The organism is Nocardioides sp. JS614 (assembly GCF_000015265.1).
Lineage (GTDB): Bacteria > Actinomycetota > Actinomycetes > Propionibacteriales > Nocardioidaceae > Nocardioides.
In genome coordinates this window covers 812,933-833,735 of record NC_008699.1, presented here as the reverse complement: position 1 = coordinate 833,735, position 20,803 = coordinate 812,933, and the positions used below count along the sequence as shown (strand labels likewise).

22 protein-coding genes and 1 tRNA gene are annotated in these 20,803 nt (G+C 73.0%); 10 read left to right on the top strand and 13 right to left on the bottom strand.

Annotated features, from left to right (window positions below; genetic code table 11):
- The first annotated feature begins 16 nt into the window (after nt 1-16).
- A complete protein-coding gene (locus NOCA_RS05415; protein ID WP_011754263.1) occupies nt 17-601 on the top strand; it encodes a 5-formyltetrahydrofolate cyclo-ligase in 585 nt (194 codons plus the stop codon).
- 31 nt (nt 602-632) lie between these two features.
- Here the strand turns inward: NOCA_RS05415 and NOCA_RS05410 are convergent, their stop codons facing one another.
- A complete protein-coding gene (locus tag NOCA_RS05410) occupies nt 633-3,251 on the bottom strand; it encodes a penicillin acylase family protein (protein WP_011754262.1) in 2,619 nt (872 codons plus the stop codon).
- A 103-nt stretch (nt 3,252-3,354) separates the two neighbouring features.
- Between NOCA_RS05410 and NOCA_RS05405 the strand changes: the two genes are divergently transcribed.
- The 3 genes from NOCA_RS05405 (at nt 3,355) to NOCA_RS05395 (ending at nt 4,747) form a co-directional block, all read left to right on the top strand.
- Nucleotides 3,355-3,636, top strand: a complete 282-nt coding sequence (locus tag NOCA_RS05405) for an FmdB family zinc ribbon protein (protein ID WP_011754261.1) — start codon at nt 3,355-3,357, stop codon at nt 3,634-3,636.
- A gap of 76 nt (nt 3,637-3,712) precedes the next feature.
- Nucleotides 3,713-4,348: an SAF domain-containing protein gene (locus NOCA_RS05400; RefSeq protein WP_011754260.1), complete on the top strand. Its 636-nt coding sequence runs from the start codon at nt 3,713-3,715 to the stop codon at nt 4,346-4,348.
- A gap of 9 nt (nt 4,349-4,357) precedes the next feature.
- Nucleotides 4,358-4,747, top strand: coding sequence for an MscL family protein (locus tag NOCA_RS05395; protein WP_011754259.1), 390 nt, complete (start codon nt 4,358-4,360; stop codon nt 4,745-4,747).
- Between the two features lie 102 nt (nt 4,748-4,849).
- On the opposite strand, the gene NOCA_RS05390 is transcribed toward NOCA_RS05395, so the two are convergent.
- Together NOCA_RS05390 and NOCA_RS05385 are read right to left on the bottom strand one after the other, a co-directional pair.
- Nucleotides 4,850-5,038, bottom strand: a complete 189-nt coding sequence (locus NOCA_RS05390) for a hypothetical protein (protein ID WP_049774233.1) — start codon at nt 5,036-5,038, stop codon at nt 4,850-4,852.
- Nucleotides 5,035-6,237 (bottom strand): LCP family protein, encoded by a 1,203-nt coding sequence (locus NOCA_RS05385; protein WP_011754258.1) that lies wholly within the window; start codon nt 6,235-6,237, stop codon nt 5,035-5,037. Before NOCA_RS05385 ends, NOCA_RS05390 begins: the two co-directional genes overlap by 4 nt.
- Nucleotides 6,238-6,411: 174 nt before the next feature.
- On the opposite strand from NOCA_RS05385, the gene NOCA_RS05380 reads away from it, so the two are divergent.
- Nucleotides 6,412-6,484, top strand: a tRNA-Arg gene (locus NOCA_RS05380).
- A 50-nt stretch (nt 6,485-6,534) separates the two neighbouring features.
- Here the strand turns inward: NOCA_RS05380 and NOCA_RS05375 are convergent.
- Nucleotides 6,535-7,701 (bottom strand): saccharopine dehydrogenase family protein, encoded by a 1,167-nt coding sequence (locus NOCA_RS05375; RefSeq protein ID WP_011754257.1) that lies wholly within the window; start codon nt 7,699-7,701, stop codon nt 6,535-6,537.
- 54 nt (nt 7,702-7,755) lie between these two features.
- Here NOCA_RS05375 and NOCA_RS05370 point away from each other — a divergent pair, with 54 nt between their 5' ends.
- A complete protein-coding gene (locus NOCA_RS05370) occupies nt 7,756-8,025 on the top strand; it encodes a DUF2277 domain-containing protein (RefSeq protein WP_011754256.1) in 270 nt (89 codons plus the stop codon).
- On the top strand, nt 8,022-8,852 hold the full coding sequence (locus NOCA_RS05365; protein WP_011754255.1) for a Sir2 family NAD-dependent protein deacetylase: 831 nt from the start codon (nt 8,022-8,024) through the stop codon (nt 8,850-8,852). The genes NOCA_RS05370 and NOCA_RS05365 overlap by 4 nt, the downstream gene beginning before the upstream one ends.
- Before the next feature lie 24 nt (nt 8,853-8,876).
- Here the strand turns inward: NOCA_RS05365 and NOCA_RS05360 are convergent, their stop codons facing one another.
- Both NOCA_RS05360 and NOCA_RS05355 read right to left on the bottom strand, forming a co-directional pair.
- Nucleotides 8,877-9,212, bottom strand: coding sequence for a hypothetical protein (locus NOCA_RS05360; RefSeq protein WP_011754254.1), 336 nt, complete (start codon nt 9,210-9,212; stop codon nt 8,877-8,879).
- Between the two features lie 170 nt (nt 9,213-9,382).
- Entirely contained in the window at nt 9,383-10,069 is a 687-nt protein-coding gene (locus NOCA_RS05355; protein WP_011754253.1) for a metal-dependent transcriptional regulator, read from the bottom strand.
- Between the two features lie 47 nt (nt 10,070-10,116).
- Between NOCA_RS05355 and NOCA_RS05350 the strand changes: the two genes are divergently transcribed.
- Complete coding sequence (locus NOCA_RS05350; RefSeq protein WP_011754252.1) at nt 10,117-11,478, top strand: cryptochrome/photolyase family protein; 1,362 nt, start codon at nt 10,117-10,119, stop codon at nt 11,476-11,478.
- Between the two features lie 10 nt (nt 11,479-11,488).
- Here NOCA_RS05350 and NOCA_RS05345 read toward each other — a convergent pair whose 3' ends face one another.
- Complete coding sequence (locus NOCA_RS05345) at nt 11,489-12,814, bottom strand: hypothetical protein (RefSeq protein ID WP_011754251.1); 1,326 nt, start codon at nt 12,812-12,814, stop codon at nt 11,489-11,491.
- A 231-nt stretch (nt 12,815-13,045) separates the two neighbouring features.
- Between NOCA_RS05345 and NOCA_RS05340 the strand changes: the two genes are divergently transcribed.
- Together NOCA_RS05340 and NOCA_RS05335 are read left to right on the top strand one after the other, a co-directional pair.
- The gene (locus NOCA_RS05340; RefSeq protein ID WP_011754250.1) at nt 13,046-13,777 is read left to right on the top strand and encodes a hypothetical protein; all 732 of its coding nucleotides are present in this window, start codon (nt 13,046-13,048) and stop codon (nt 13,775-13,777) included.
- Nucleotides 13,778-13,799: 22 nt separating this feature from the next.
- A complete protein-coding gene (locus NOCA_RS05335; RefSeq protein ID WP_011754249.1) occupies nt 13,800-15,404 on the top strand; it encodes a glycoside hydrolase family 13 protein in 1,605 nt (534 codons plus the stop codon).
- A 97-nt stretch (nt 15,405-15,501) separates the two neighbouring features.
- Here NOCA_RS05335 and NOCA_RS05330 read toward each other — a convergent pair whose 3' ends face one another.
- The 6 genes from NOCA_RS05330 to flgK form a co-directional block, all read right to left on the bottom strand.
- Nucleotides 15,502-15,969 carry a MarR family winged helix-turn-helix transcriptional regulator gene (locus tag NOCA_RS05330; protein WP_011754248.1) on the bottom strand — a complete coding sequence of 156 codons (468 nt, stop codon included), beginning with the start codon at nt 15,967-15,969 and terminating at the stop codon, nt 15,502-15,504.
- Nucleotides 15,970-15,985: 16 nt separating this feature from the next.
- Nucleotides 15,986-17,542 carry an MDR family MFS transporter gene (locus NOCA_RS05325; RefSeq protein ID WP_011754247.1) on the bottom strand — a complete coding sequence of 519 codons (1,557 nt, stop codon included), beginning with the start codon at nt 17,540-17,542 and terminating at the stop codon, nt 15,986-15,988.
- Between the two features lie 219 nt (nt 17,543-17,761).
- A complete protein-coding gene (csrA, locus tag NOCA_RS05320; protein ID WP_011754246.1) occupies nt 17,762-18,013 on the bottom strand; it encodes a carbon storage regulator CsrA in 252 nt (83 codons plus the stop codon).
- A 49-nt stretch (nt 18,014-18,062) separates the two neighbouring features.
- Nucleotides 18,063-18,488, bottom strand: coding sequence for a flagellar assembly protein FliW (gene fliW / locus NOCA_RS05315; RefSeq protein ID WP_140403809.1), 426 nt, complete (start codon nt 18,486-18,488; stop codon nt 18,063-18,065).
- Nucleotides 18,485-19,402, bottom strand: a complete 918-nt coding sequence (gene flgL, locus NOCA_RS05310; protein ID WP_011754244.1) for a flagellar hook-associated protein FlgL — start codon at nt 19,400-19,402, stop codon at nt 18,485-18,487. Before flgL ends, fliW begins: the two co-directional genes overlap by 4 nt.
- Complete coding sequence (flgK, locus tag NOCA_RS05305; protein ID WP_011754243.1) at nt 19,402-20,802, bottom strand: flagellar hook-associated protein FlgK; 1,401 nt, start codon at nt 20,800-20,802, stop codon at nt 19,402-19,404. The genes flgL and flgK overlap by 1 nt, the downstream gene beginning before the upstream one ends.
- Nucleotide 20,803: the final 1 nt, after the last annotated feature.

The window sequence follows — 20,803 nt, the reverse complement described above, 5'->3', positions numbered from 1 at the left end:
ATCGTAGGCTTCCCCTGTGACGGGCACCCAATCACCCGCGAAGTCGGCGGTCCGCGACCGCCTCCTCACCACCCGGCACCGCCGACCGCTGGCCGAGGTCGGCGTCGCGGCCCGGGCGATCGCCGAGCACCTGCTGGCGCTGCCGGAGGTGCGCCGGGCGGCCACGGTCGCGGCGTACGTCTCGGTCGGCAGCGAGCCGGGCAGCGGCCCGCTGCTGGCCGGGCTGCGCGCCGCGGGCAAGCGGGTGCTGCTCCCGGTGGTGCTGCCCGACCTCGACCTGGACTGGGCGGCGTACGACGGCCCGGACCACCTGGTGCCGGCGCGGCGCGGCCTGCTCGAGCCGGACGCGGAGCGGCTCGGTCCAGAGGCGATCGGCACCGCGGACGTGGTGCTGACGCCCGGCCTGGCCGTGTCACCCTCCGGGGTCCGGCTCGGCCGCGGCGGCGGCTGCTACGACCGGGCCCTCGGCCGAGTGCCGGTCGGCACCTTCACCTGCGTGCTGCTCTACGACGGGGAGGTCGGCCTCGACGTGCCGGTCGAGCCCCACGACCGTCCGGTGCTGTTCGCGGCGACCCCCTCGGGGGTCGTCCGCCTGGGTTGAGGCGGTCGGGTCGCGGGACCGCGGCATCGACCTATCCGTCGGCGGCCGGGGTCAGCGTGAGCCGGTCGCCACCGGCGTCGGCGACCGCGTCGCGGGTGAACAGCCAGGGCAGGGTCTCGTCCGCCGCCCACAGGTCGGTCTGGTCGGTGTAGTGCGGGTGGTACGGGTGGCCGGAGACCCCGGTGAGAGCGATCCAGCGGGACTCGTCGAGGTCGGCGAGGGAGACCACCATCCGCATCGACGGGGCACTGGTGACGCCGTACCCCTGCGCCGCGTCCCAAGCAGTGGCGTTCACGGTGGCCGGCCCGCCGCCGACCCGCCAGCCCGTGCGGTCGGCGAGCCCGGCCAGCGGCCACGGCCGGTCCGCCCCGGGGCCGCGCAGGTCGAGCCGGTGCAGGTCGCGCCAGGTCCACTCGCCGGCATCGAGTGCGAGCCGCCGGGTGAGCTCGTCGCGGGCCTCGCGCAGCGCCCGCTCCAAGATGTCGTCGCGGGTCTCCTGGACGTCCTCGGTGAGCTTGTCGTCCCACCAGGGGTCGTCCGGGCGGGTGAGCAGGTCGGTGACGACCGCGACCCACCGGTCCCCGCCGTCGGGCCGGATCGCCTCGGGCAGGTCGTCGTGGAACAGGTCCGCGAGCAGCGCGCGCCATACGGCGTCGAAGTACGCCGCCGCGCCGCTGTCGGCGCCCTGCCGGAAGTCCCAGCTGCCCAGCAGCCGCTGGCCGGCCGCGTAGTAGCCGTGCGGCAGCGTCACGTCGTGGAGGTACGGCGTGAGCACCGGGGCGAGCGGGTCCAGGTCGTCGAGCTGGAGCCGGGCCGTGCTCGCCACGGACACCGCACCGGCGTCGACCTCCTGCTGCAGCCGGTCCCGGATCCGCTGCGAGCGGTAGCCGAGGTCCCAGTCGCCACCGAGCCGGTAGGGGTAGTCACCGCCGGCGACCTGTTGGTTGGCGGCCACGACGAAGCCCTCGTCGGGGTCGAGCACCCGGGGCAGCCCGTCGAACGGGACGTGCTCGCCGGTCCAGTCGTTCTCCGGCCTCCAGCCGGCGCTGGGGAGCGTCCCGTCGTTGCCGGACCGGCGGATCGGGATCCGGCCGGCCGCCTGGTAGCCGATGTGGCCCGCGCGGTCGGCGTACAGCAGGCTCTGCGCCGGCGCCTCGAAGGACGACGCTGCCGCCCGGAAGGTGTCCCAGTCGGTCGCGGTGTCGAGCGCGAGGATCGCGTCGGCGGTCGTGGTGGGGTGCAGCCCGGTCCAGGCCAGGGCGACGGCGTACTCACCGGCCCGCGCCCGGGGCGGGTCCTGGCCGGTCGTGGCGAGGGTGTCGTCGACGTCGGAGAGCAGCGGGCCGTGACCCGTCGCGCGAACGGTGAGGGTGACGTCGTCCTCGCCCCGCACCCGGATCGTCTCGGTGCGGCTGCGCAGCGGCAGCCACTGCCGGTCGTGGCGCCACCGGTCCCCCTCGATCCGCTCGAGGTAGAGGTCGCTGACGTCGGCGCCGAGGTTGGCGAAGCCCCAGGCGATGTCGGTGTTGTGGCCGATGACCACCCCCGGGACGCCGGCCAGCGTGAACCCGGCGACGTCCAGCGGGCACTCGTCGGTGACGGTGCGGCAGTGCAGGCCCAGCTGCAGCCACGGGCCCGGGACGGACGCGCCGAGGTGCGGGTCGTCGGCCAGCAGCGGGCCGCCGGTCGTCGTGTGCTCGCCGGAGACCACCCAGCCGTTGCTGCCCAGCGCGTCCCCGCCGCCGAGGGCGGCCGGCATCCGGGCGAGGCCGTCGCGCACGCCGGTCAGCACCGTCCGGCCGGCGGCATCGGCGAGGTACGCCGGGCGCCGCGGGTTGCGGGTGCCGGGCCCGGTGGCGTCCTGCTCGAACTCCCCGTCGACCACGGCCCCCTGGCCCACGATCGGGGCGTGCTCGTCGAGCGGGTAGGGCGGGTACAGGTCCGCGACCTCGTCCGCGGTGTGCCCCGCCAGCGCCAGCGCCCGGTCGATCTCCTCGGTCGGGTTCCCGGCCAGGTCCCAGGCCATCGCCTTGAGCCAGGCCAGCGAGTCCACCGGCGTCCAGTCCTCGGGCCGGTAGTCGAGACCGCGCGCGTTGAGGACCGTGTACTCGACCGCGATCTCGCGGGGCGCGTGGCGCTCGAGGTAGGCGTTCACGCCGTCCGCGTATGCCTCCAGCGCCGCGCGCGTCTCGGGCCGGACGAGCGCCAGCTCCTGCTCCGCGACCCGGTGCCAGCCGAGGGTACGGGCGTACTCGTCGCTCGGGAGCGCGGCGGCACCGAACAGCTCGGCCAGCCGGCCGGCGGCGAGGTGCCGGCGTACGTCCATCTGGAAGAAGCGCTCCTGGGCCTGCACGTAGCCCTGCGCCCGCATCAGGTCCTCGACCGAGTCGCCGTAGAGCTGCGCGATGCCGTGGTCGTCCCGGAGCACCTCGACCGGCCCGTCGAGCCCGGGCAGGTCGACCTCACCGGTGGTCTGCGGGAACGGCGCGCGCACCAGCTGGACCACGGTCAGCAGCCCGGCGAGGAGGACCAGCACGAGCGCGACCGCGGCGTACACCAGGGCCCGCGCGAGCCGCGGCCACGCGCGGAACCGGCGCCACCAGCCCCGGCGCTCGCGGTCCGGCCGGTCGTCCTCCGTGGTCGCAGGCATGTCCGGCCATTGTGCCGTGTCGTATGATTGGCACTCGTCAGGGCCGAGTGCCAGGCTCGCGAGCCGACAACGGCCCCGACGACGATCACACCGGAGGAGAACCGTGCCGACCTACCAGTACGCCTGCACCGAGTGCGGCCACGCCTTCGAGCAGTTCCAGAGCTTCTCCGACGACGCCCTGACGGAGTGCCCCTCCTGCTCGGGCCGGCTCCGCAAGCTGTTCAACGCGGTCGGTGTCGTGTTCAAGGGCTCGGGCTTCTACCGCACCGACAGCCGCTCCGGGACGTCCGCCACCGACACCGCCTCGACCAAGACCGAGACGAAGACGACCACCGAGGCCAAGCCTGCGGTGGCCGCGAGCGCCTCGTCCACCTCCTCCGACTGAAGGCCCGCGAGGCCGCCCTTGCCGGGCCCTGTGGAGAGCCGGATCACGATCCGGCGGGATCTCCTAGCGTCGCGGCATGCGCCGTGACCGCCTCGTCTCCCCTCTGCGTTCGGTACGCCGGGCCGTCCTCGCCCGGCGCCGCCCGCTCGCCGCGCTGCTGACCGCCGTGGCGGTCGCCACCGGCATCCACGCCGCGGCCGCTCCCCCGCCGCCCAGCGTCGACGTCGTCGTCGCCGCCCGGGACCTGACGGCGGGCACGGTGCTGGCGCCGGGAGACCTGCGCGCGGTCGGGTTCGCCCCCGACTCCGTGCCTGCGGGCGCCTCGGACGACGCGATCGACGCCGTCGGGCGCACCCTGGCCGCGCCGCTGCGCGCGGGCGAGCCGGTGACCGACGTCCGGGTCGTCGGCCCGGCGCTCACCGACGGCTACCCGGGACTGACCGCGGTGCCGGTGCGGCTCCCCGACGCCGGCATGGTCGACCTGCTGCGGGTCGGCGACCGGGTCGACCTGGTCGCCGCCGATCCCCAGGGCGGTGGCGCGAGCGTGGTGGCGACCGACGTCCCGGTGCTCGCCGTACCCGCTGCCGGTCCGGACGTCGGCGCGACCGGGCTACCCGGCCGGCTGGTCGTCGTCGGCGCCGAGCCCGCCGACGTGGCCCGGATCGCGGATGCCTCGGTGCGCACCTTCCTCACGATCGCCTTTCCCGGCTAGCGTGCCGACATGACCGGATTCAAGAACTTCATCCTGCGCGGGAACCTCGTCGAGCTCGCGGTCGCCTTCGTCATGGCCGCCGCGTTCGCAACCGTGGTCACCGCCACCGTCGGCCTGATCATGGACCTGATCGGCAAGGCCGGCGGCACTCCGGACTTCTCGGACTACGTCTGGAACGGCATCTCGATCGGCGCCTGGCTCACCGCGCTGATCTCGTTCCTCATCATCGCGGCGGTGGTGTACTTCTTCATCGTGGTGCCCTACACGAAGGCGAAGGAGCGCTACTTCCCGAGCCCGGAGCCCGGCACCCCCGAGGACGTCAAGCTGCTCGAGGAGATCCGCGACCTGCTGGCCACCCAGCAGGGACGATCGACCTCAGGTCCGACCGACCTCGGCTAGCTCAGCGGAACCGACGCGCCGATCACAACCACACCGTCGGACGACCCACCCAGGAACGATCCCGCGGCCCGCGCGGCGACGAAGTCGACGCGCGAGCCGCGGTCACGACCCGTGGTGCGGGGGGATCTGCTCGCGTAGCCACCGGTCCGACGGCGACTCGCTCTCGCGCGCCTTGTCCCGGGCGGCGTCGTCGCGCTCGTCCTTGGTGGTCTCGGGCAGCGCCTCGCCGAAGACCTCGGCGCGGCGCCGGCGCCGCTCCCAGTCCGACTCCTCCGAGCGCGGCCGGGTCACGTGCAGAGCCCCGCGTCCGCGAGCGCCTGCTTCTCGGCCTCGCTCGTGGAGCCGGAACCCGAGCCGGAACCCGAGCCCGAATCCGAGGTGGAGCCCGAACCGGGCAGGTTGCCGGCGCTGATCACGCCCTCGCTGAGCTTCTTGGTCAGCGGCTCGTCGCGGGCGAGCTTCTGCCAGACCTGGTCGGCCTGCGGCTCCTGCCAGACGAGGCGGTTGGGGTCGGCCGGGTCGGGGATGTTCGGGATCGTGATGAACTGGATGTTGTCCAAGCCGATGCCCTTGAACTCGACGCCGAGCTTGGCGATCTTCCACACGTTCTCCAGGCCGGGGTCGACGGTCAGCGACTGGGTCGCGGCGTTGAGGAAGCCGACCAGGTGGTCGGGCCGGGCGAGCGTGCCGGCGGTGACGACCTGGTGGGCCATCGAGCCGATGAACGCCTGCTGGCGCTTCATCCGGCCGATGTCCGAGCCGTTGCCGACGACGTACCGCTCGCGGACGTAGTTGAGGGCCTCCTTGCCCTTGATCTTGCGGGTGCCAGCGGCGATGTTGATGCCGTGGGCGGGGTCCACGATCGGCTCGGGGATGCACACCTCGACCCCTCCGATCGCGTCGACCATGCCCTGGAAGCCCTCGAAGTTCACGACGACGAAGTGGTCGAGGCGCACGCCGGTGAGCTGCTCGAACTGCTGGATCGTGCAGGCGGGCCCGCCGAGCGCGAACGCCTCGTTCCACATCACGTTGTCGGCGCCCGGGATCGTCTTGCCGTCCTCGGCCTCGCAGTCCGGCCGGTCGACCATCGAGTCGCGCGGGATGCTGACGCCGTAGGCGCGCTCCCGGTCCGCCGAGAGGTGGAACAGGATCGTGGTGTCCGAGCGCTGGCCGCCACCGGTGAGGTTGTCGATGTTGCAGCCAGCGCAGTCGCGACTGTCGCTGCCCATCACCAGGATGTTGAGCGGCTCCTTGGGGCCCTCGACCTTGACCTTGTCCGGCCGGTTCGACAGCTGGGCGGTCGGGTCGAGGACGCTGAGGTTGCCGTTGAGGTGGCGGTAGAGCCAGACCGTGCCCAGGCCGGTCGCCATGACCAGCACCAGCGTCGTGGCGAGCAGCACCTTCCCGACCGTGTGACGCTTGCGGGCCTTGCCCCGCCGCTTGGGCGCGCCCGGATCCGGCTGGGCGTGCTCGGGCACGGCGTCGGACATGGACAACCTCGGATCGCGGGTCGGGGGCTCGGTGAGCGTAGGTCGCGAACCTTAAGTGTCCCTGTGAGCGGTGCTCCATCCCAAAATGGGGCCACTCCCGGCCGCCGGGCCGCCGTCCCTCCGGCCTCGTGAAACACTGTCCGGCGACGTCTCGACCACGTGGGGTCGAGCAGGGCCCCAGTAGCTCAGCGGATAGAGCAGCCGCCTCCTAAGCGAAAGGTCGCAGGTTCGACTCCTGCCTGGGGCGCCCACCCGCTGTGCGCCTGCCCGCGATCCCCGGCCGGCCCGGCTTCGCAGCTAGTCGAGGGTCTCGAAGCGGATCCCGGCCGCCTGGAGCCGGGTGAGCAGGTTGTCCCCCATCGCCTGGGCGGTGGTCACCTGACCGGACGTGGGCGGGTTGTCGTCGAGCGCGAGGCAGAGTGCGGACTCGGCGAGCATCTTCGCGGTCTCGTCGTAGCCGGGGTCGCCGCCGGAGACGCGGGTGTGCACGGTGCGGCCGTCGCCCTCGCCGACGAAGTCGACGGTGAACCACGACTTCGACCGGCGCCGCTCGTCGGGACCCTCGCCCTGGGGGATCCGGCCGAGCAGGAGGCGTCGCAGCGGCGGGACCTGGGCCGCGCCGAACACCGCGACGGCGGCCGCGGCCCCGCCGGCGGCGTACCGCAGCGTCTTGGTGCCGGCGTAGTGGGAGTAGGAGAAGTCCGGGCCGTACGCCGCCAGCGCGGCCCCGCTGCGGGCCACGACGAACGGGTCGATCGTGGGGAGCGGCACCAGCCAGTAGCCGAGCAGCGGGTCGCGGTGCGGCTTGCCGGAGACCGCGCGCGAGCGGCGGCCCTCGGGACGCGGCTCGGCCCGACGGCGCTCCTGCATCGCGGTGCGCATCTGCCGGGCGCGGGAGAACTGGCCCAGCGCCGAGTGGAAGGTGCCGCCGGAGAAGGTGGCGCCCGAGCGGACCACGCCGCGCAGCCGCACCGGACCGGTCGCGGCGAGCTGCTGGACGGTGTAGAGCGCGCCGAGGTCGTGCGGAACCGAGTCGAACCCGCACGCGTGCACGATCCGGGCGCCGGTGCGCTGGGCGGTGGCGTGGTGCTCGACGTACGTGCGGTCGACGAACTCGGGCTCGCCGGTGAGGTCGACGTAGTCGGTGCCGGCCTCGGCGCAGGCGGCCACGAGCGGGCCGCCGTGCTCGAGGTAGGGCCCCACCGTGGTGATCACGACCCGGGTGGCCGCCGCCAGGTCCGCGAGCGCGCCCGGATCGGTGGTGTCGGCGTGCAGCAGCGGCAGGTCGGCGGCCACCGGATCGATGTCGGCGAGCCGGTCGCGGACCGCCTCCAGCTTCTCCCGGTTGCGGCCGGCCAGCGCCCACCGCAGACCCGCGGGGGCGTGCCGCAGGAGGTACTCGGCGGTCAGCCCGCCGGTGAAGCCGGTCGCGCCGACCAGGACGATGTCGTGCTCGCGAGTCATGGGGCCATGCTCGCAGAGTGCTGGCGAGCCGCCTGCCGACGTACCCTCGGGGTCATGTGCCGCAACATCCGCCCGCTCAACAACTTCGAGCCCCCGGCCACCCGCGACGAGGTCGCCGCGGCCGCCCTGCAGTACGTCCGCAAGGTGAGCGGGACCACGAAGCCGTCGCAGGCCAACCAGGCGGCGTTCGACCGCGCGGTCCGCGAGATCGCCCACGTGACCGAGCACCTGCTCGACGAGCTGGTCACGACGGCACCTCCGAAGAACCGGGAGGCCGAGGCGGCGAAGGCCAAGGCGCGCGCCGAGCTCCGCTACGCCCGATGACCAGCCTGCTCGCCGGGTCCCCGGCGGCCGCCGCCCTCGACCTGCTCGCCGCGCGTCCCCTGGTCGTGCTCACCGGCGCCGGGCTCTCGACCGACTCGGGGATCCCCGACTACCGCGGTCCGGGCTCGCCGGCGCGGACCCCGATGACCTACCAGGAGTTCGTCTCGGGCCCGGCCGCGCGACAGCGGTACTGGGCGCGCAGCCACCTCGGGTGGGGCCGGATGCGCCTCGCCGACCCGAACGCCGGCCACCGCGCCCTCGCGCGGATCGCCCCCGAGCTGCTGATCACCCAGAACGTCGACGGGCTGCACGAGCGGGCCGGCACCCCGCGCCTGGTCGCGCTGCACGGCCGGATCGCGGACGTCGTCTGCCTGGGCTGCCGGGCGGCCTCGGCGCGCGCGGCGCTCCAGGAGCGCCTGACCGAGCTGAACCCCGGGTTCGCCGAGCGGCACGCGGCGGTCGCCGTACGCCCGGACGGCGACGTCGAGCTCGACGAGACCGGCGACTTCGTGGTCCCGGGGTGCGAGCGCTGCGGCGGCATCCTCAAGCCGGACGTGGTCTTCTTCGGCGAGAACGTGCCGGCGTCTCGCGTGGAGCGCTGCTACGCCGCAGTCGACGCGCTCGCCGACGCCGGCGGCGTGCTGCTGGTCGCCGGCTCCAGCCTGACCGTGATGTCCGGGTTCCGCTTCGTCCGCCGGGCCGCCGGCGCGGGCGTTCCGGTCGTGATCGTCAACCGGGGTGCGACCCGCGGCGACGCGCACGCGGCGTATGCGATCGACGCCGGCTGCAGCGAGTTCCTCGAGGACCTGGCGGCCCGGCGCGGCTGAGCTACACCCGGGGGCCGGAGCCCGTCAGTCGGGGTCCTCGTCCTGGGGCCGGGCCAGCTCGCCGAGCAGGTCGATGATCTCGTGGAGGGCCAGGTCGTGCTTCTCGGGGTCGAGGCCGGCGATCCGCTCCCGCGCCACGTCCTCGGGGAGCCGGGCGCCGAGGGCGAAGGTGTAGACGGTGTCCTCGGGCCAGAAGCCGATGTCGATCACCTCGGCGGCGTACCGCTCGCCGTCCTGGGTCTGGAGCACGACCGCCTCACCGTGGTTGAGGCCACGGGTCAGGGCGGTGGAAGAGTGAGAAATGACGAGCACATGCTCGCCCGACACGCGGGCAGGGCTGTTGAGCTCGATGAACTCCATTGACTTTCCCCCATGTCGTCCACCCCCGACCGACGACATCGCGGGGCCAGCCGGACCCGCTGTCGGGAACCGTACCCCGGTGAACTGCACGTGCGATGAACAGGACGTCAAAAGTATCTCAACACGATCGCCCTTATCGTCGACACCGGAAGGTAAAAACTCCCGGTCACTCACAGCTTCCGTACGAAGATGTGGTCGGCGGCCTCGGGGACGATCTCGGCCGTCTCCCCGCCCGAGCCGACCAGGATGCCCTCCTCGGTGGCGATCACCGTGATGGTCTTGTCCGGCAGCGCCCCGGCCCGGCGCATCGCGCTCATCAGGATCTCGTCCTTCTGCATCTCCTCGGAGATCCGGCGCACCAGCACCCGGCCCTCGGCGGGGCCGGCGGCCTGCGAGAGCGGCTCGACGCCCTCCATGAAGTCCTCGCCCGGCGGGTGGTCGCCGAGCTCGTCCAGGCCCGGGATCGGGTTGCCGTACGGCGACTCCGTGGGGTGGTCGAGGAGCCTGAGCAGGCGACGCTCCACCGTCTCGGACATCACGTGCTCCCACCGGCACGCCTCTTCGTGCACCAGCTCCCAGTCGAGCCCGATCACGTCGGTCAGGAGCCGCTCGGCGAGGCGGTGCTTGCGCATCACCCGGGTCGCGAGCCGCAGCCCCTCCTCGGTGAGCTGGAGGTGCCGGTCCCCCTCGACGGTGAGCAGGCCGTCGCGCTCCATCCGGGCCACGGTCTGCGAGACGGTCGGGCCGCTCTGGTGCAGCCGCTCGGCGATCCGGGCACGGAGCGGGACGATCCCCTCCTCGACCAGCTCGTAGATGGTCCGGAGGTACATCTCGGTGGTGTCGATGAGATCGCTCACAGCTGCATTGTCCCCTATCGACCCACCCCCTGGCAGGGTGGACGCCGATGCCACCCTCCACGCCTGCGGTCCTGTGGTTCCGCCGCGATCTGCGCCTGGCCGACAACCCCGCGCTCGTCGAGGCGGCCGCCGACGGACCGGTGCTGCCGCTGTTCGTCCTCGACCCGGTGCTCTGGGGGCCGGCCGGGGCCGCTCGCCGGGCCTATCTGGGCGCGTCCCTGCGCGCGCTCGACGCCTCGCTGCGCGAGCGCGGCACCCGGCTGTCGGTCGTTCGCGGCGACCCGGCGCGCCTGGTCCCGCGCGCCGCCCGGGCGGTCGGCGCGGCGCGGGTGCACGTCGCGGCGGACTTCGGTCCCTACGGGAGCCGGCGCGACGGCGCGGTCGAGCAGGCGCTCACCGGCGCCGGGGCCGAGCTGGTCCGCACGGGCTCGCCGTACGCGGTGGCACCGGGGCGGGTGACCAACACCGCGGGCGCGCCGTACCGCGTCTTCACCCCGTTCCACCGCGCCTGGGCCGAGCACGGCTGGCGCGGCCCGGTCGGCGTGCCCGAGGGCACCGGGTGGCTCCGACTGGCGGAGGGCACGGCCGAGATCCCCGACCCCGCGCTGCCGGACGGGCTGACCCTCCCCGCGGCCGGTGAGGCCGCGGCGCGGCGTCGGTGGGCGGAGTTCTTGGACCGGGTGGACGAGTACGCCGAGGACCGCGACCGGCCGGCCGTGGACGGCACCTCGCAGATGTCGGCGCACCTGAAGTGGGGTGAGATCCATCCGCGCACGATGCTCGCCGACCTGGCCCGGCGGCGCGGCGCCGGCGCGGCGACGTACCGCAAGGAGCTGGCCTGGCGGGAGTTCTACGCCGACGTGCTGCACGCCCGTCCCGAGACCGCGCGGCAGTACCTGCGACCCGAGTTCGCCCGAATGCGGTACGACGAGCCGGGTGAGCACCTCGACGCGTGGCGACACGGCCGCACGGGGTTCTCGGTGGTGGACGCCGGGATGCGCCAGCTGCGCGCGACCGGCTGGATGCACAACCGGGTCCGGATGATCACCGCGAGCTTCCTGGTCAAGGACCTGCACCTGGAATGGCAGCTGGGCGCCCGGCACTTCCTGCGCTGGCTGGTCGACGGCGACCTGGCGTCCAACCAGCACGGCTGGCAGTGGACCGCGGGGTGCGGCACCGACGCCGCGCCGTACTTCCGGGTGTTCAACCCGACGGCGCAGGGGCGTCGGTTCGACCCTCGTGGCGAGTACGTGCGCCGGTGGGTGCCGGAGCTCGCGGACCCCGACGTGGTCGCCGACCCGCACGACCCGAGTCCTTCGGAGCGGCAGGCGGTCGGCTACCCCGAGCCGATCGTCGACCACGCGGCCGAGCGCCGCGAGGCGCTCGGCCGGTGGGAGCGGATCCGCTGACCCGGCCCCGCTACGACAGCCGGTCGAGGTCGTAGAGGTACAGGTCGGGCCGCCCGTCGGTGTCGGCGGGGTCGACCGCGACGTTGGTCAACACCGACGCCAGTCGGCCGGCGTCGGAGATGGTGGCCGTCCCGTAGGTGCCCACGTCAGCGCTGCTCGTCAACGCCCGGACGTCACCGCGCAGTCGATCCCACAGCACCGGGTTGGTGATCGTGCTGTCCCGGTTGCTGTCACCGAACACGATCCGGCGGCCGTCGGCCGAGATCCTCGGGTTCTCGCCGTAGGTGTCGGGCCCGAGCGGGCTGACCTCGCTCTCGCCCGTGGTCACGTCCCAGACCCACACGTTCGCGGCGCCGCCCGACATCAACAGCCAGGCCGTCACGAACCGCCCGTCGTCGGAGATGCTCGGGTAGCCGGTGATCCGGGCCCCGACCGGCGTCAGGTCCACGGCGGTCCCGGTCTCGAGGTCGACGACCCGCTCGCCGTCCGCGCCGGCGGTCGCGACGTAGCGACCGTCGAAGGAGAGATCGCCGCCGCCCCCGAGGCCGGGCACCGTGGTCACGGCACCGGTCGCGAGGTCCTCGACGTACAACCCCTGGACGCCACCTTGCCCGTCGTAGACCGCCACCAGCACGGTGGTGCCGTCTCCGGAGATGCTCCACGCCCATCCCTCGGCCAGGCTCGGGTCCAGCGCGACCTCGGCACCGGTCGACCGGTGCCAGACGAACGGGCCACCGGCGCCCTGGAGGAGCACCACGCCGCCGTCGTCCGAGAGGTCCACCGCGCGGCCGGGGACGGTGATCTCGGTGACCGCGCCGGTCGTCAGGTCGCGCAACCGTGCCGCACCGGCATCGCCGTCGAGCAGGTAGCGGCCATCGCCCGAGACCACTCCTAGGTAGTGGTCGAGGTCGTCGTCGCGGGTGATCCACCTGACGGCGTCAGCGTCCACACCGACCGTGACCGTCGGGGTCACGCTCGGCGCCACCGTGCGCGACCGTGGGGTGAGCACCCGATAGCGCTGCGAGGCGACCCCGGACGGCAGCGTCACCACGAACCGGAACTTGCCGGTGCGGGCGGTGCGGCCGGCCTGCACCGTCGACCAGGTGCCGGTGCGGGCCACCTGGAGCCGCACCGCGTGGGCGGACCGGGGCCCGGCGCGACCGGTGAGCGTGACCTTGGCGCCGGGCGGGGCGTGCGTCGGCGAGGCGACCAGCGACCCCTTCGTCGGCGGTGCCGCGACGGCGGGGGCGCCCAACTGCGGCACCATCGCCAAGCTCAGCGCCGTGACGAGGCTGGCCGCGAGCGCGGTCAACCGGGAGCGGGCGGGACGGGGCACAGCAAGAACCTCCTGGGTCGGTGACTGGGGAAAGCCGCCGCATCCCGGACTTGCGCGTGCTCGTGCGCGATTCTGGCGTGGGTGTGCGGGATTCCAGCGCAGAATCCGCCGAATCCCTCACCTCGTCCCACGGATCGAGACCGGCGCCCGGCGCCGCTCGCGAGCGGGTGTCGACGCCGGAGGCATCGTCTGGCACCGTGATGGCCCTCGATCCGGAGTCGGAAGGACCCCATGGCGCACCTGTTCGTGCCGAGCCGCTTCTGCGGCCCACCGTCCTCGGGCAACGGCGGCTGGACCTCCGGCGCGCTCGCGGGGCTGACCGGGATCGATCCCGCCGCGGGGGTCTCGGTCTCGCTGCGCCGGCCGCCGCCACTGGACACCCCGATGCCGGTCGCGACGACCGGTGCGGTGACCGCCGCGTCCCTGGGCGACGAGGTCATCGCCCGGGCCGAGCCGGTCGAGCCGGGCGGGGCGGCCCCGCCGCTGGCCGAGCCGGTCCCACCGGCCGAGGCCCGCGCCGCGGAGACGTCGTACGCCGGGCTGTCCTTCCACCCGTTCCCCACCTGCTTCGCGTGCGGGGTCAGCCGGACCGAGGGCGACGGCCTGCGGATCTTCCCCGGCCGGGTGACCGACCAGGACGGCGCCGCCCGGGTCGCCGCGACGTGGACGCCCGACCCGTCGGTCGGCGCGGACGGACACGTGACGCTGCCGGTCACGTGGGCCGCGCTCGACTGCGTCGGCGGGTGGGCCGGCGACCTCGAGGAGCGGCTGATGGTGCTGGTCCGGATGGCCGCATGGGTGGACGCGATCCCTCAGGTCGGCGAGGAGCACGTCGTCGTCGGGCTGGCCCGTGGCAGCGAGGGTCGCAAGACGTTCACGGCGTCCACGCTGTACGACGCCGACGGCCGGGTGGTCGCCCGCGCCGAGCACCTGTGGGTGGCCGTGGATCCCGCGGACCTCTGAGGCCTCCACTAGGATGGCCGGCATGGATTTGAACGATCAAACCCACGGTGCGGGACCGGAGTGGTGGCGGCACGCGGTGACCTACCAGATCTACGTCCGCAGCTTCGCGGACGCCGACGGCGACGGCATCGGCGACCTGTCCGGGATCACCGCGCGCCTCGAGCACGTCCGCGACCTGGGCGTCGACGCGATCTGGCTGAACCCGTTCTACGTGTCCCCCCAGCGCGACGCCGGGTACGACGTCGCCGACTACTGCGACATCGACCCGCTGTTCGGCACGCTGGCCGACGCCGACGCCATGGTCGAGCGCGCACACGAGTTGGGCCTGCGGGTGATCGTCGACCTGGTCCCCAACCACACCTCCAGCGAGCACGCGTGGTTCCAGAAGGCCCTCGCCGCCGGCCCGGGCAGCCCCGAGCGCGACCGCTACCTGTTCCGCGACAGCCCGGACGGGCCGCCGAACAACTGGAAGTCCGTCTTCGGCGGGCCCGCGTGGACCCAGGTGGCGGACGGCCAGTGGTACCTCCATCTCTTCGACTCCACCCAGCCGGACCTGAACTGGCGCAACCCCGAGGTCGGCGACATGTTCGTCGACGTGCTGCGGTTCTGGTTGGACCGCGGTGTCGACGGCTTCCGCGTCGACGTCGCCCACGGGCTGTTCAAGGAGGAGACCCTGCGCGACCAGGTGGTCCCCGAGGGAGTCGAGTCCGCGACCGGGGCGTCCGCCGGCGAGTCCGGGGGCGAGTCGATGGTCGAGCGCACCGAGGCCGACGAGCCGATGTGGGACCAGCCCGAGGTGCACGAGGTCTACCGGCGTTGGCACGAGGTGCTCGCGAAGTACGACGGCGACCGGATGATGGTCGCCGAGGCCTGGACCCAGAGCCCCGAGTCGATGGCCCGCTACATCCGCGCCGACGAGTTCAGCCAGGCCTTCAACTTCGCCTGGCTGCTGGCACCCTGGTCGGCGAAGGCGTTCGCCGAGGTGATCACCGGGACCTTCGAGGCCGTCGACCAGGTCGACGCCTCCCCCACGTGGGTGCTCTCCAACCACGACGTCGACCGGCACCCGAGCCGGTACGGCGGTGGCGCGACCGGGCTGGCCCGCGCCCGGGCGGCCACCCTCACCATGCTGGCGCTGCCGGGCTCGGCGTACCTCTATCAGGGCGAGGAGCTCGGCCTGGAGCAGGTCGAGGTCGAGCCGGAGTTCCGGCAGGACCCGCTGTGGTTCCGCACCGGCAATCCCGGCCGGGACGGCTGCCGGGTGCCGATGCCGTGGAGCGGCGCGGAGCCGCCGTTCGGGTTCGGGCCCGGCGCCGGCCAGCCGTGGATCCCGCAGCCGGCCGAGTGGTCGGGGCTCACCGTCGAGGCCCAGACCGCCGACCCCGTGTCCACGCTCTCGTTCTATCGGGCGGCGCTGGCGGCCCGGCGTACCTTCTCGGAGACCGCGGGCGAGGAGGTCGAGATGGTCGAGGCCGGGACGGACGTGCTGTCCTTCCGCCGCGGCCCGATCACCGTCGTGCTCAACTGCAGCACCGAGGCCGTCGGGCTGCCGGCCGGCGAGGTGCTGATGGCCAGCGGGCCGGTGAACGGGAGCCTGCCCCCGGACACCGCAGTCTGGCTGCGCTGACGCTCGCGGGTCGGCCCGGGCGAGCGGTGTCCAGGCAACCTGATCCGAGCCGCAGACGGTTGCTGACGCACCGCCGGCCCCGCCCCGGACGACCTGCTCAGTCGACAGCGAGCGCGTCCGGGTGCTCGTCGAGGGCCGCGTTGTAGCGGCGCAGCAGGTCGACGAACGAGGTGAGCTCGTCCGCGGACCAGTCACCGAGCCGCTCGTCGAGCCAGCGGCGCCGCTCGTCCGCGACGGCCGACATCCGGCCGACGGCGGTCGCGGACGCCGAGACCAGCGTGGCGCGGCCGTCGTCGGGGTCGGGGCTGCGGTCGACGAGGTCGAGGTCGACGAGGTGCTGGAGCTGGCGGCTGATCGCGCCCTTGTCGATGCCGAACGCCTCGGACATCGCCGAGGAGCGCTGCGGGCCGTGGGCGAGCAGCCAGGACAGCATGAGGTACGACGACGAGGGCAGCTCGGGGTGCACGGCGTGCGCCCGCTTCCGGATCACCCGCCGGATCCGGCGGACCATCACGCCGACCTCCTGCTCGAGCCCGCGGAGCAGGTCGGTGCGCGGACTGGTCACGCTCGCCACGGTCACCTCACTTCCTCACGATCGCACGGTGCAGCTCCGCCGCGACCTCCGGGGAGGCCGCGGCCTCGGCCTCGAGGTTGGACGTGCGCAGCGGCACCTCCCGGACGAGCAGCACGCAGAGCAGGGCGACCAGCGCGAACGGCGTCGCCACGAAGAAGAGGTGTCCGAAGGACGAGCCGAACGCGTGCTCCCAGATGCTCTGCTCCCAGCCCGGCAGGGTCGTGACGTCCGGCACGGCGTGGCTGCCGGCCGGGAACGTCGGCGGTCGCTGCGCGGCGACGTACCCCTCCGTCACCTGCGCGGCGACCTGGTGGCTCAGCAGCGCGCCCAGCGCGGAGACGCCGATCGAGCCGCCCATCGACCGGAAGAACGCGACCACGGAGCTTGCCGCGCCCATGTCGGCGAGGGTGACGTTGTTCTGGACCGAGAGCACCAGGTTCTGCATGGTCGCGCCGAGGCCGACGCCGAGGATCGCCATGAACCCGCCGATCACGACCAGGCTGGTGGTCTCGTCGATGGTGCCGAGCAGCGCCAGGCCGACGACGACGAGCAGCATCCCGCCGACCAGCCAGCGCTTCCAGATGCCGGTGTCACTGATGATCCGGCCGCTCACGACGCTGGAGACGAACAGGCCGCCGACCATCGCGATCGACATCAGGCCGGCCTCGGTGGGGCTCATGCCGCGGGCGGTCTGGAAGTACTGGCTCAGGTAGACGGTGGAGCCGAACATCGCGACGCCGATCATCACCGAGGCGATCGTGGCCAGCGTGGTGGTGCGGTCACGGAACAGGCGCAGTGGGATCACCGGCTCGACCGCGACCCTGGCCTCGACGTACACCGCGGCGACCAGCATCAGCACCCCGGCCACGACGAGCACGGCGGTGGTGCTGGACGCCCACGCGAACTGATTGCCGGCGAGGCTGATCCACACGAGCAGGGTGGAGACGCCGCCGACGAGGAGCGTGGCGCCGAGGTAGTCGATGTGCACGGGCCGCTTCACGACCGGCAGGTGCAGGGTCTTCTGGAGCAGGAAGAACGCCGCCACCGCGATCGGCAGGCCGACGAAGAAGCAGCCCCGCCAGCCGAGGGCGGAGTCCACGATCACGCCGCCGATCAGTGGTCCGCTCACGGTCGCGAGCGCGAAGACTGCGCCCAGGTAGCCGGAGTACCGCCCGCGCTCGCGCGGCGAGATCATCGTCGCGATCACGACCTGGACCAGGGCCGTGAGACCGCCGACGCCGAGCCCCTGCACGGCCCGCGCGCCGATCAGCACCTCCATGCTGGGCGCGAAGGCCGCGATGAGCGACCCGACGATGTAGATGACCAGGGCGAGCTGGACCAGCATCTTCTTGCTGAACAGGTCCGAGAGCTTGCCCCAGATCGGCGTGGTCGCGGTCATCGCCAGCATGGTGGCGACCACGACCCAGGTGTAGCCGGTCTGGCTGCCGTGCAGGTCCGCGACCATCCGCGGCAAGGCGTTGGTGACGACCGTGCTGGACAGCATCGCGACGAACATGGCGAGGAGCAGGCCGCTGAGGGCCTCGAGGATCTCGCGGTGTGACATCTGCCCGGACTCCGCGGCCGAGGATCCGGCACGAGACGGGGCGGGTGGGACCTGGGACACGGAAGCTCGATTCACGGCGAGTAGAAGGTTGTCGCGGACAACTATATTCCCAGAAAGTTGACCTTTTCAACTTTGACTTCGAACGGTAGTCCCTGACGATCCCGAGGCATGGGAGCGCTCCCATACCCCACAAACGTCAGGGACTATCGTCCAGAGAGTTCAGGAGGAGGGGTCGGTGCCGGTGCCGTGGTCGAGGGCGCGGGCCAGGTTGGCGATCACGTCCTCGCTGGGGGACGCGGCCTGGCGGTTGGTCTCCTCGAGCTGGGCGAGCAGCTCGGCGCGGTGCACCCTGACCGAGCGGGGCGCGTCGATGCCGACCCGGACGACGTCGCCGCGGACCTCGAGGATCGTCACGACGACGTCCTCGCCGAGCACCACGCTCTCTCCGGCACGACGGCTCAAGACCAGCATGGCGGTCACGCTACCTGCAGTGGCCGGGCGATGGGGCCCGACCCGAGGGTCACGAGACCAGTGGCGCGGCGAGCGGCAGGTCGGTGTCGTCCAGCACGATCTGGCCACCGCGCCGCTTGGCGGGGTTCACCAGCACCGGCGCGGCGAGGTTCGCAGTGGTCGACGCGAGCGACGTGCCGGGGTTGAGCACGACCAGGAGCAGCACGTCCTCGGCGGACCGGATCTCCAGCTCGTCGAGCACGTCGTCGTCCACGGCGGGGGCGTAGTCGGGGAAGAACCGGCCCGGCGGCACGACCAGGAAGCTCAGCTCGGGCTCCTCGACCGAGGTGAGCCGACACAGGTCGCCGGCCTCGTCGAGGCGCACGAGCGCGAAGCGTTGCTTCTCGGGGAAGCCGAGCATGGGTCGCGCCAGCTCGATCACGGGGAGGTCGGTCTCGTCGGGAGGCATCACGGCCATCATGGCACCGGCGGTCATCGGAGGAAGTCCAACAGGCTGGGCTGCATGACCCGGGCGGTCGCGGACAGCGCCGCCTGGTAGGCGACCTCCTGCAGCTGCAGGTCGACGGTCGCCTTGACCATGTCGGTGTTCTCGACCTCGGACAGCGACGAGGTGAGCCGCAGGTCGGCATCGTTGGCCGCCGTGCGGGCCTGCTCGACCCGCTTGGTGCGGACGCCGATGTCGGCCTGGACGTTCGTGACCTTCCTCGTGTCCGCGTCGAGGATCCCGGCGGACGCGGTGATCGCCGCCGCATCACCCGCTCGCAGCGCTGCGGCGAGGGCGGTCAGGTGGTCGAAGACCGAGTCACCGTCCGGCCCGAAGACATCGGGCCCTTCGACGTCGACCCGCACCTTCGCGCCTGCGCCCACGACGCGCACCACGCCCTCGCCCGTGGTGAGAGCGCCTGGCAGGTACGTGACGGCGCCGGTCACCGGGTCCTCCGCGTAGGCCGCGCTCCCGGCGGTGACGCCACCGAAGACCGGACGCTCGAGGTACGTCGCGTTCGCGGTCGAGACGAGCCCCGAACGGATCTGGTCGATCTCGATCGCCAGCGCCTCGCGTGCCTCCGCGCCCAAGGAGCCGGTGTTGGCACCCTGCAGCGCGACCTCGTGGGCACGGCGCACCTGGTCGGTGATGCTCGAGAGCGTTGAGTCGATCTGGTTGAGCCACCCCAGCCCGTTGTCCGCGTTGCGCACGTACTGCTTCTGGTCCGAGACCGAAGACCGCAGGCGCATCGCGGACGTCGCGCCGGTGGGGTCGTCGGACGGCCGGTTGATGACCCGGCCGGTGCTGAGCTGCTCCTGCACGTTGGCGAGCCGGTTCAGCCCGGCCTGCATGCCGGTGAGTGCCTGCCGGCTCATCATGCCCTGGGTCATCCGTACGGTGCCCATCAGCGCACCAGCCCGGTCCGGTTGATCAGCGTGTCGAGGACCGAGTCCAGGGTGGTCATCACCCTGGCGGCCGCCTCGTACGCTCGCTGGGCCGCGACCATGTTCACCGTCTCCTCGTCGAGGCTGACCCCCGTGAGCTGCTCGCGGGCGGAGTCGACCTGGTCGGTGAGCGCCTGCTGGTTCTTGGCCATCTGCCGCGCCGACGCGACCGTGCTGCCGAAGCCGTTCACCAGGCGCTGGTACTGGTCGTCGACGTCGACGGCCGCAGCCAGGGCGGTGGCGTTGTTGCCGTCCTTGACCCCGCCGGGCAGCGCGGAGACGGCCAGCTTCGAAGCATCCGTGATCACGACGTCGAAGGTGCCGAGCACGTCCGTCGGGTCGTAGTCGAAGAGCTTGCCGCCGGCCACGCCGTTGGCGTCGTAGCCCAGCTGATGCTGGGCGTTCACGTGATCGGCGAGGTCCTTGGCGACGGCCGCGAGTCCGGAGATGTACGACGGCAGCACGTCGTCGAGCACGTTGATGGTGGCACCGAGGTCGCCGCCGGGTGTGCCCGTCAGCGCCGTCGTCGCGCCGGTGGTGTCCGGGTCGAGGTCGAACGTGACGGGACCGCCGGTGGCCGAGCCATCGGCCGCGACACCGCCGGTCACGACCAGCTGTGCAGCCGAGTTGCCGTCGACGAGGGCCTGGCCGCCCAGCTCGACGTACATGCTCCCGTCGGCGCGGACGGTGCCCCTGGCACCGGTGAGCTCGGCGAGCCGGAGGGCGAGCGCGTCGCGCTCGTCCATCAGCGTCGTGGTGTCGGAGCCACCGCCCAGGGCCGCGGCGATGGTCCGGTTCGTGGCGGCCAGCTCGGTCGCCACCGAGTTGGCCTCGACCACCGAGGCGAGCAGGTGCGAGCGCTGGTCGGACGCCTCGTCCGAGAGGTGCGCCGCCTGGAGGCGGACGGTGTCGACGACGCTCGCCGCGGCGGAGAGCGCCTGGCTGCGGGCCGCATCGCTGCCCGGGGCGTTGCCGAGGTCGTTGAGGGTGGCACGCAGGTCGGACAGGGCCGCAGCGACGCCCGAGGGGCCGGGCTCGGCGAGCCCGGTCTCCACCCGGGCCAGGGCCTCGGCCCGGCTGTCGAGGTAGGTCTGTCGACCGTGCTCGCGGCGCACCCGACTGTCGAGGAGCGCGTCGGTCATCCGGTCGACCCGGGCCGCCTGCACACCGCTGCCGGTCTCCAACGAACGCGACCAGACGGCCGGGGAGCTCGCGGCGCCGAGCGTCTCGCCGACCACTCGGCGACGCACGTAGCCGTCGGTGCCGACGTTCGCGACGTTGGTGCTCGCGACGTCGAGCGCGACCTGCTGGTAGCGCAGCGCGGTCAGCGCGGTGTTGATCGAGGAGAAGGAGCCCGCCACG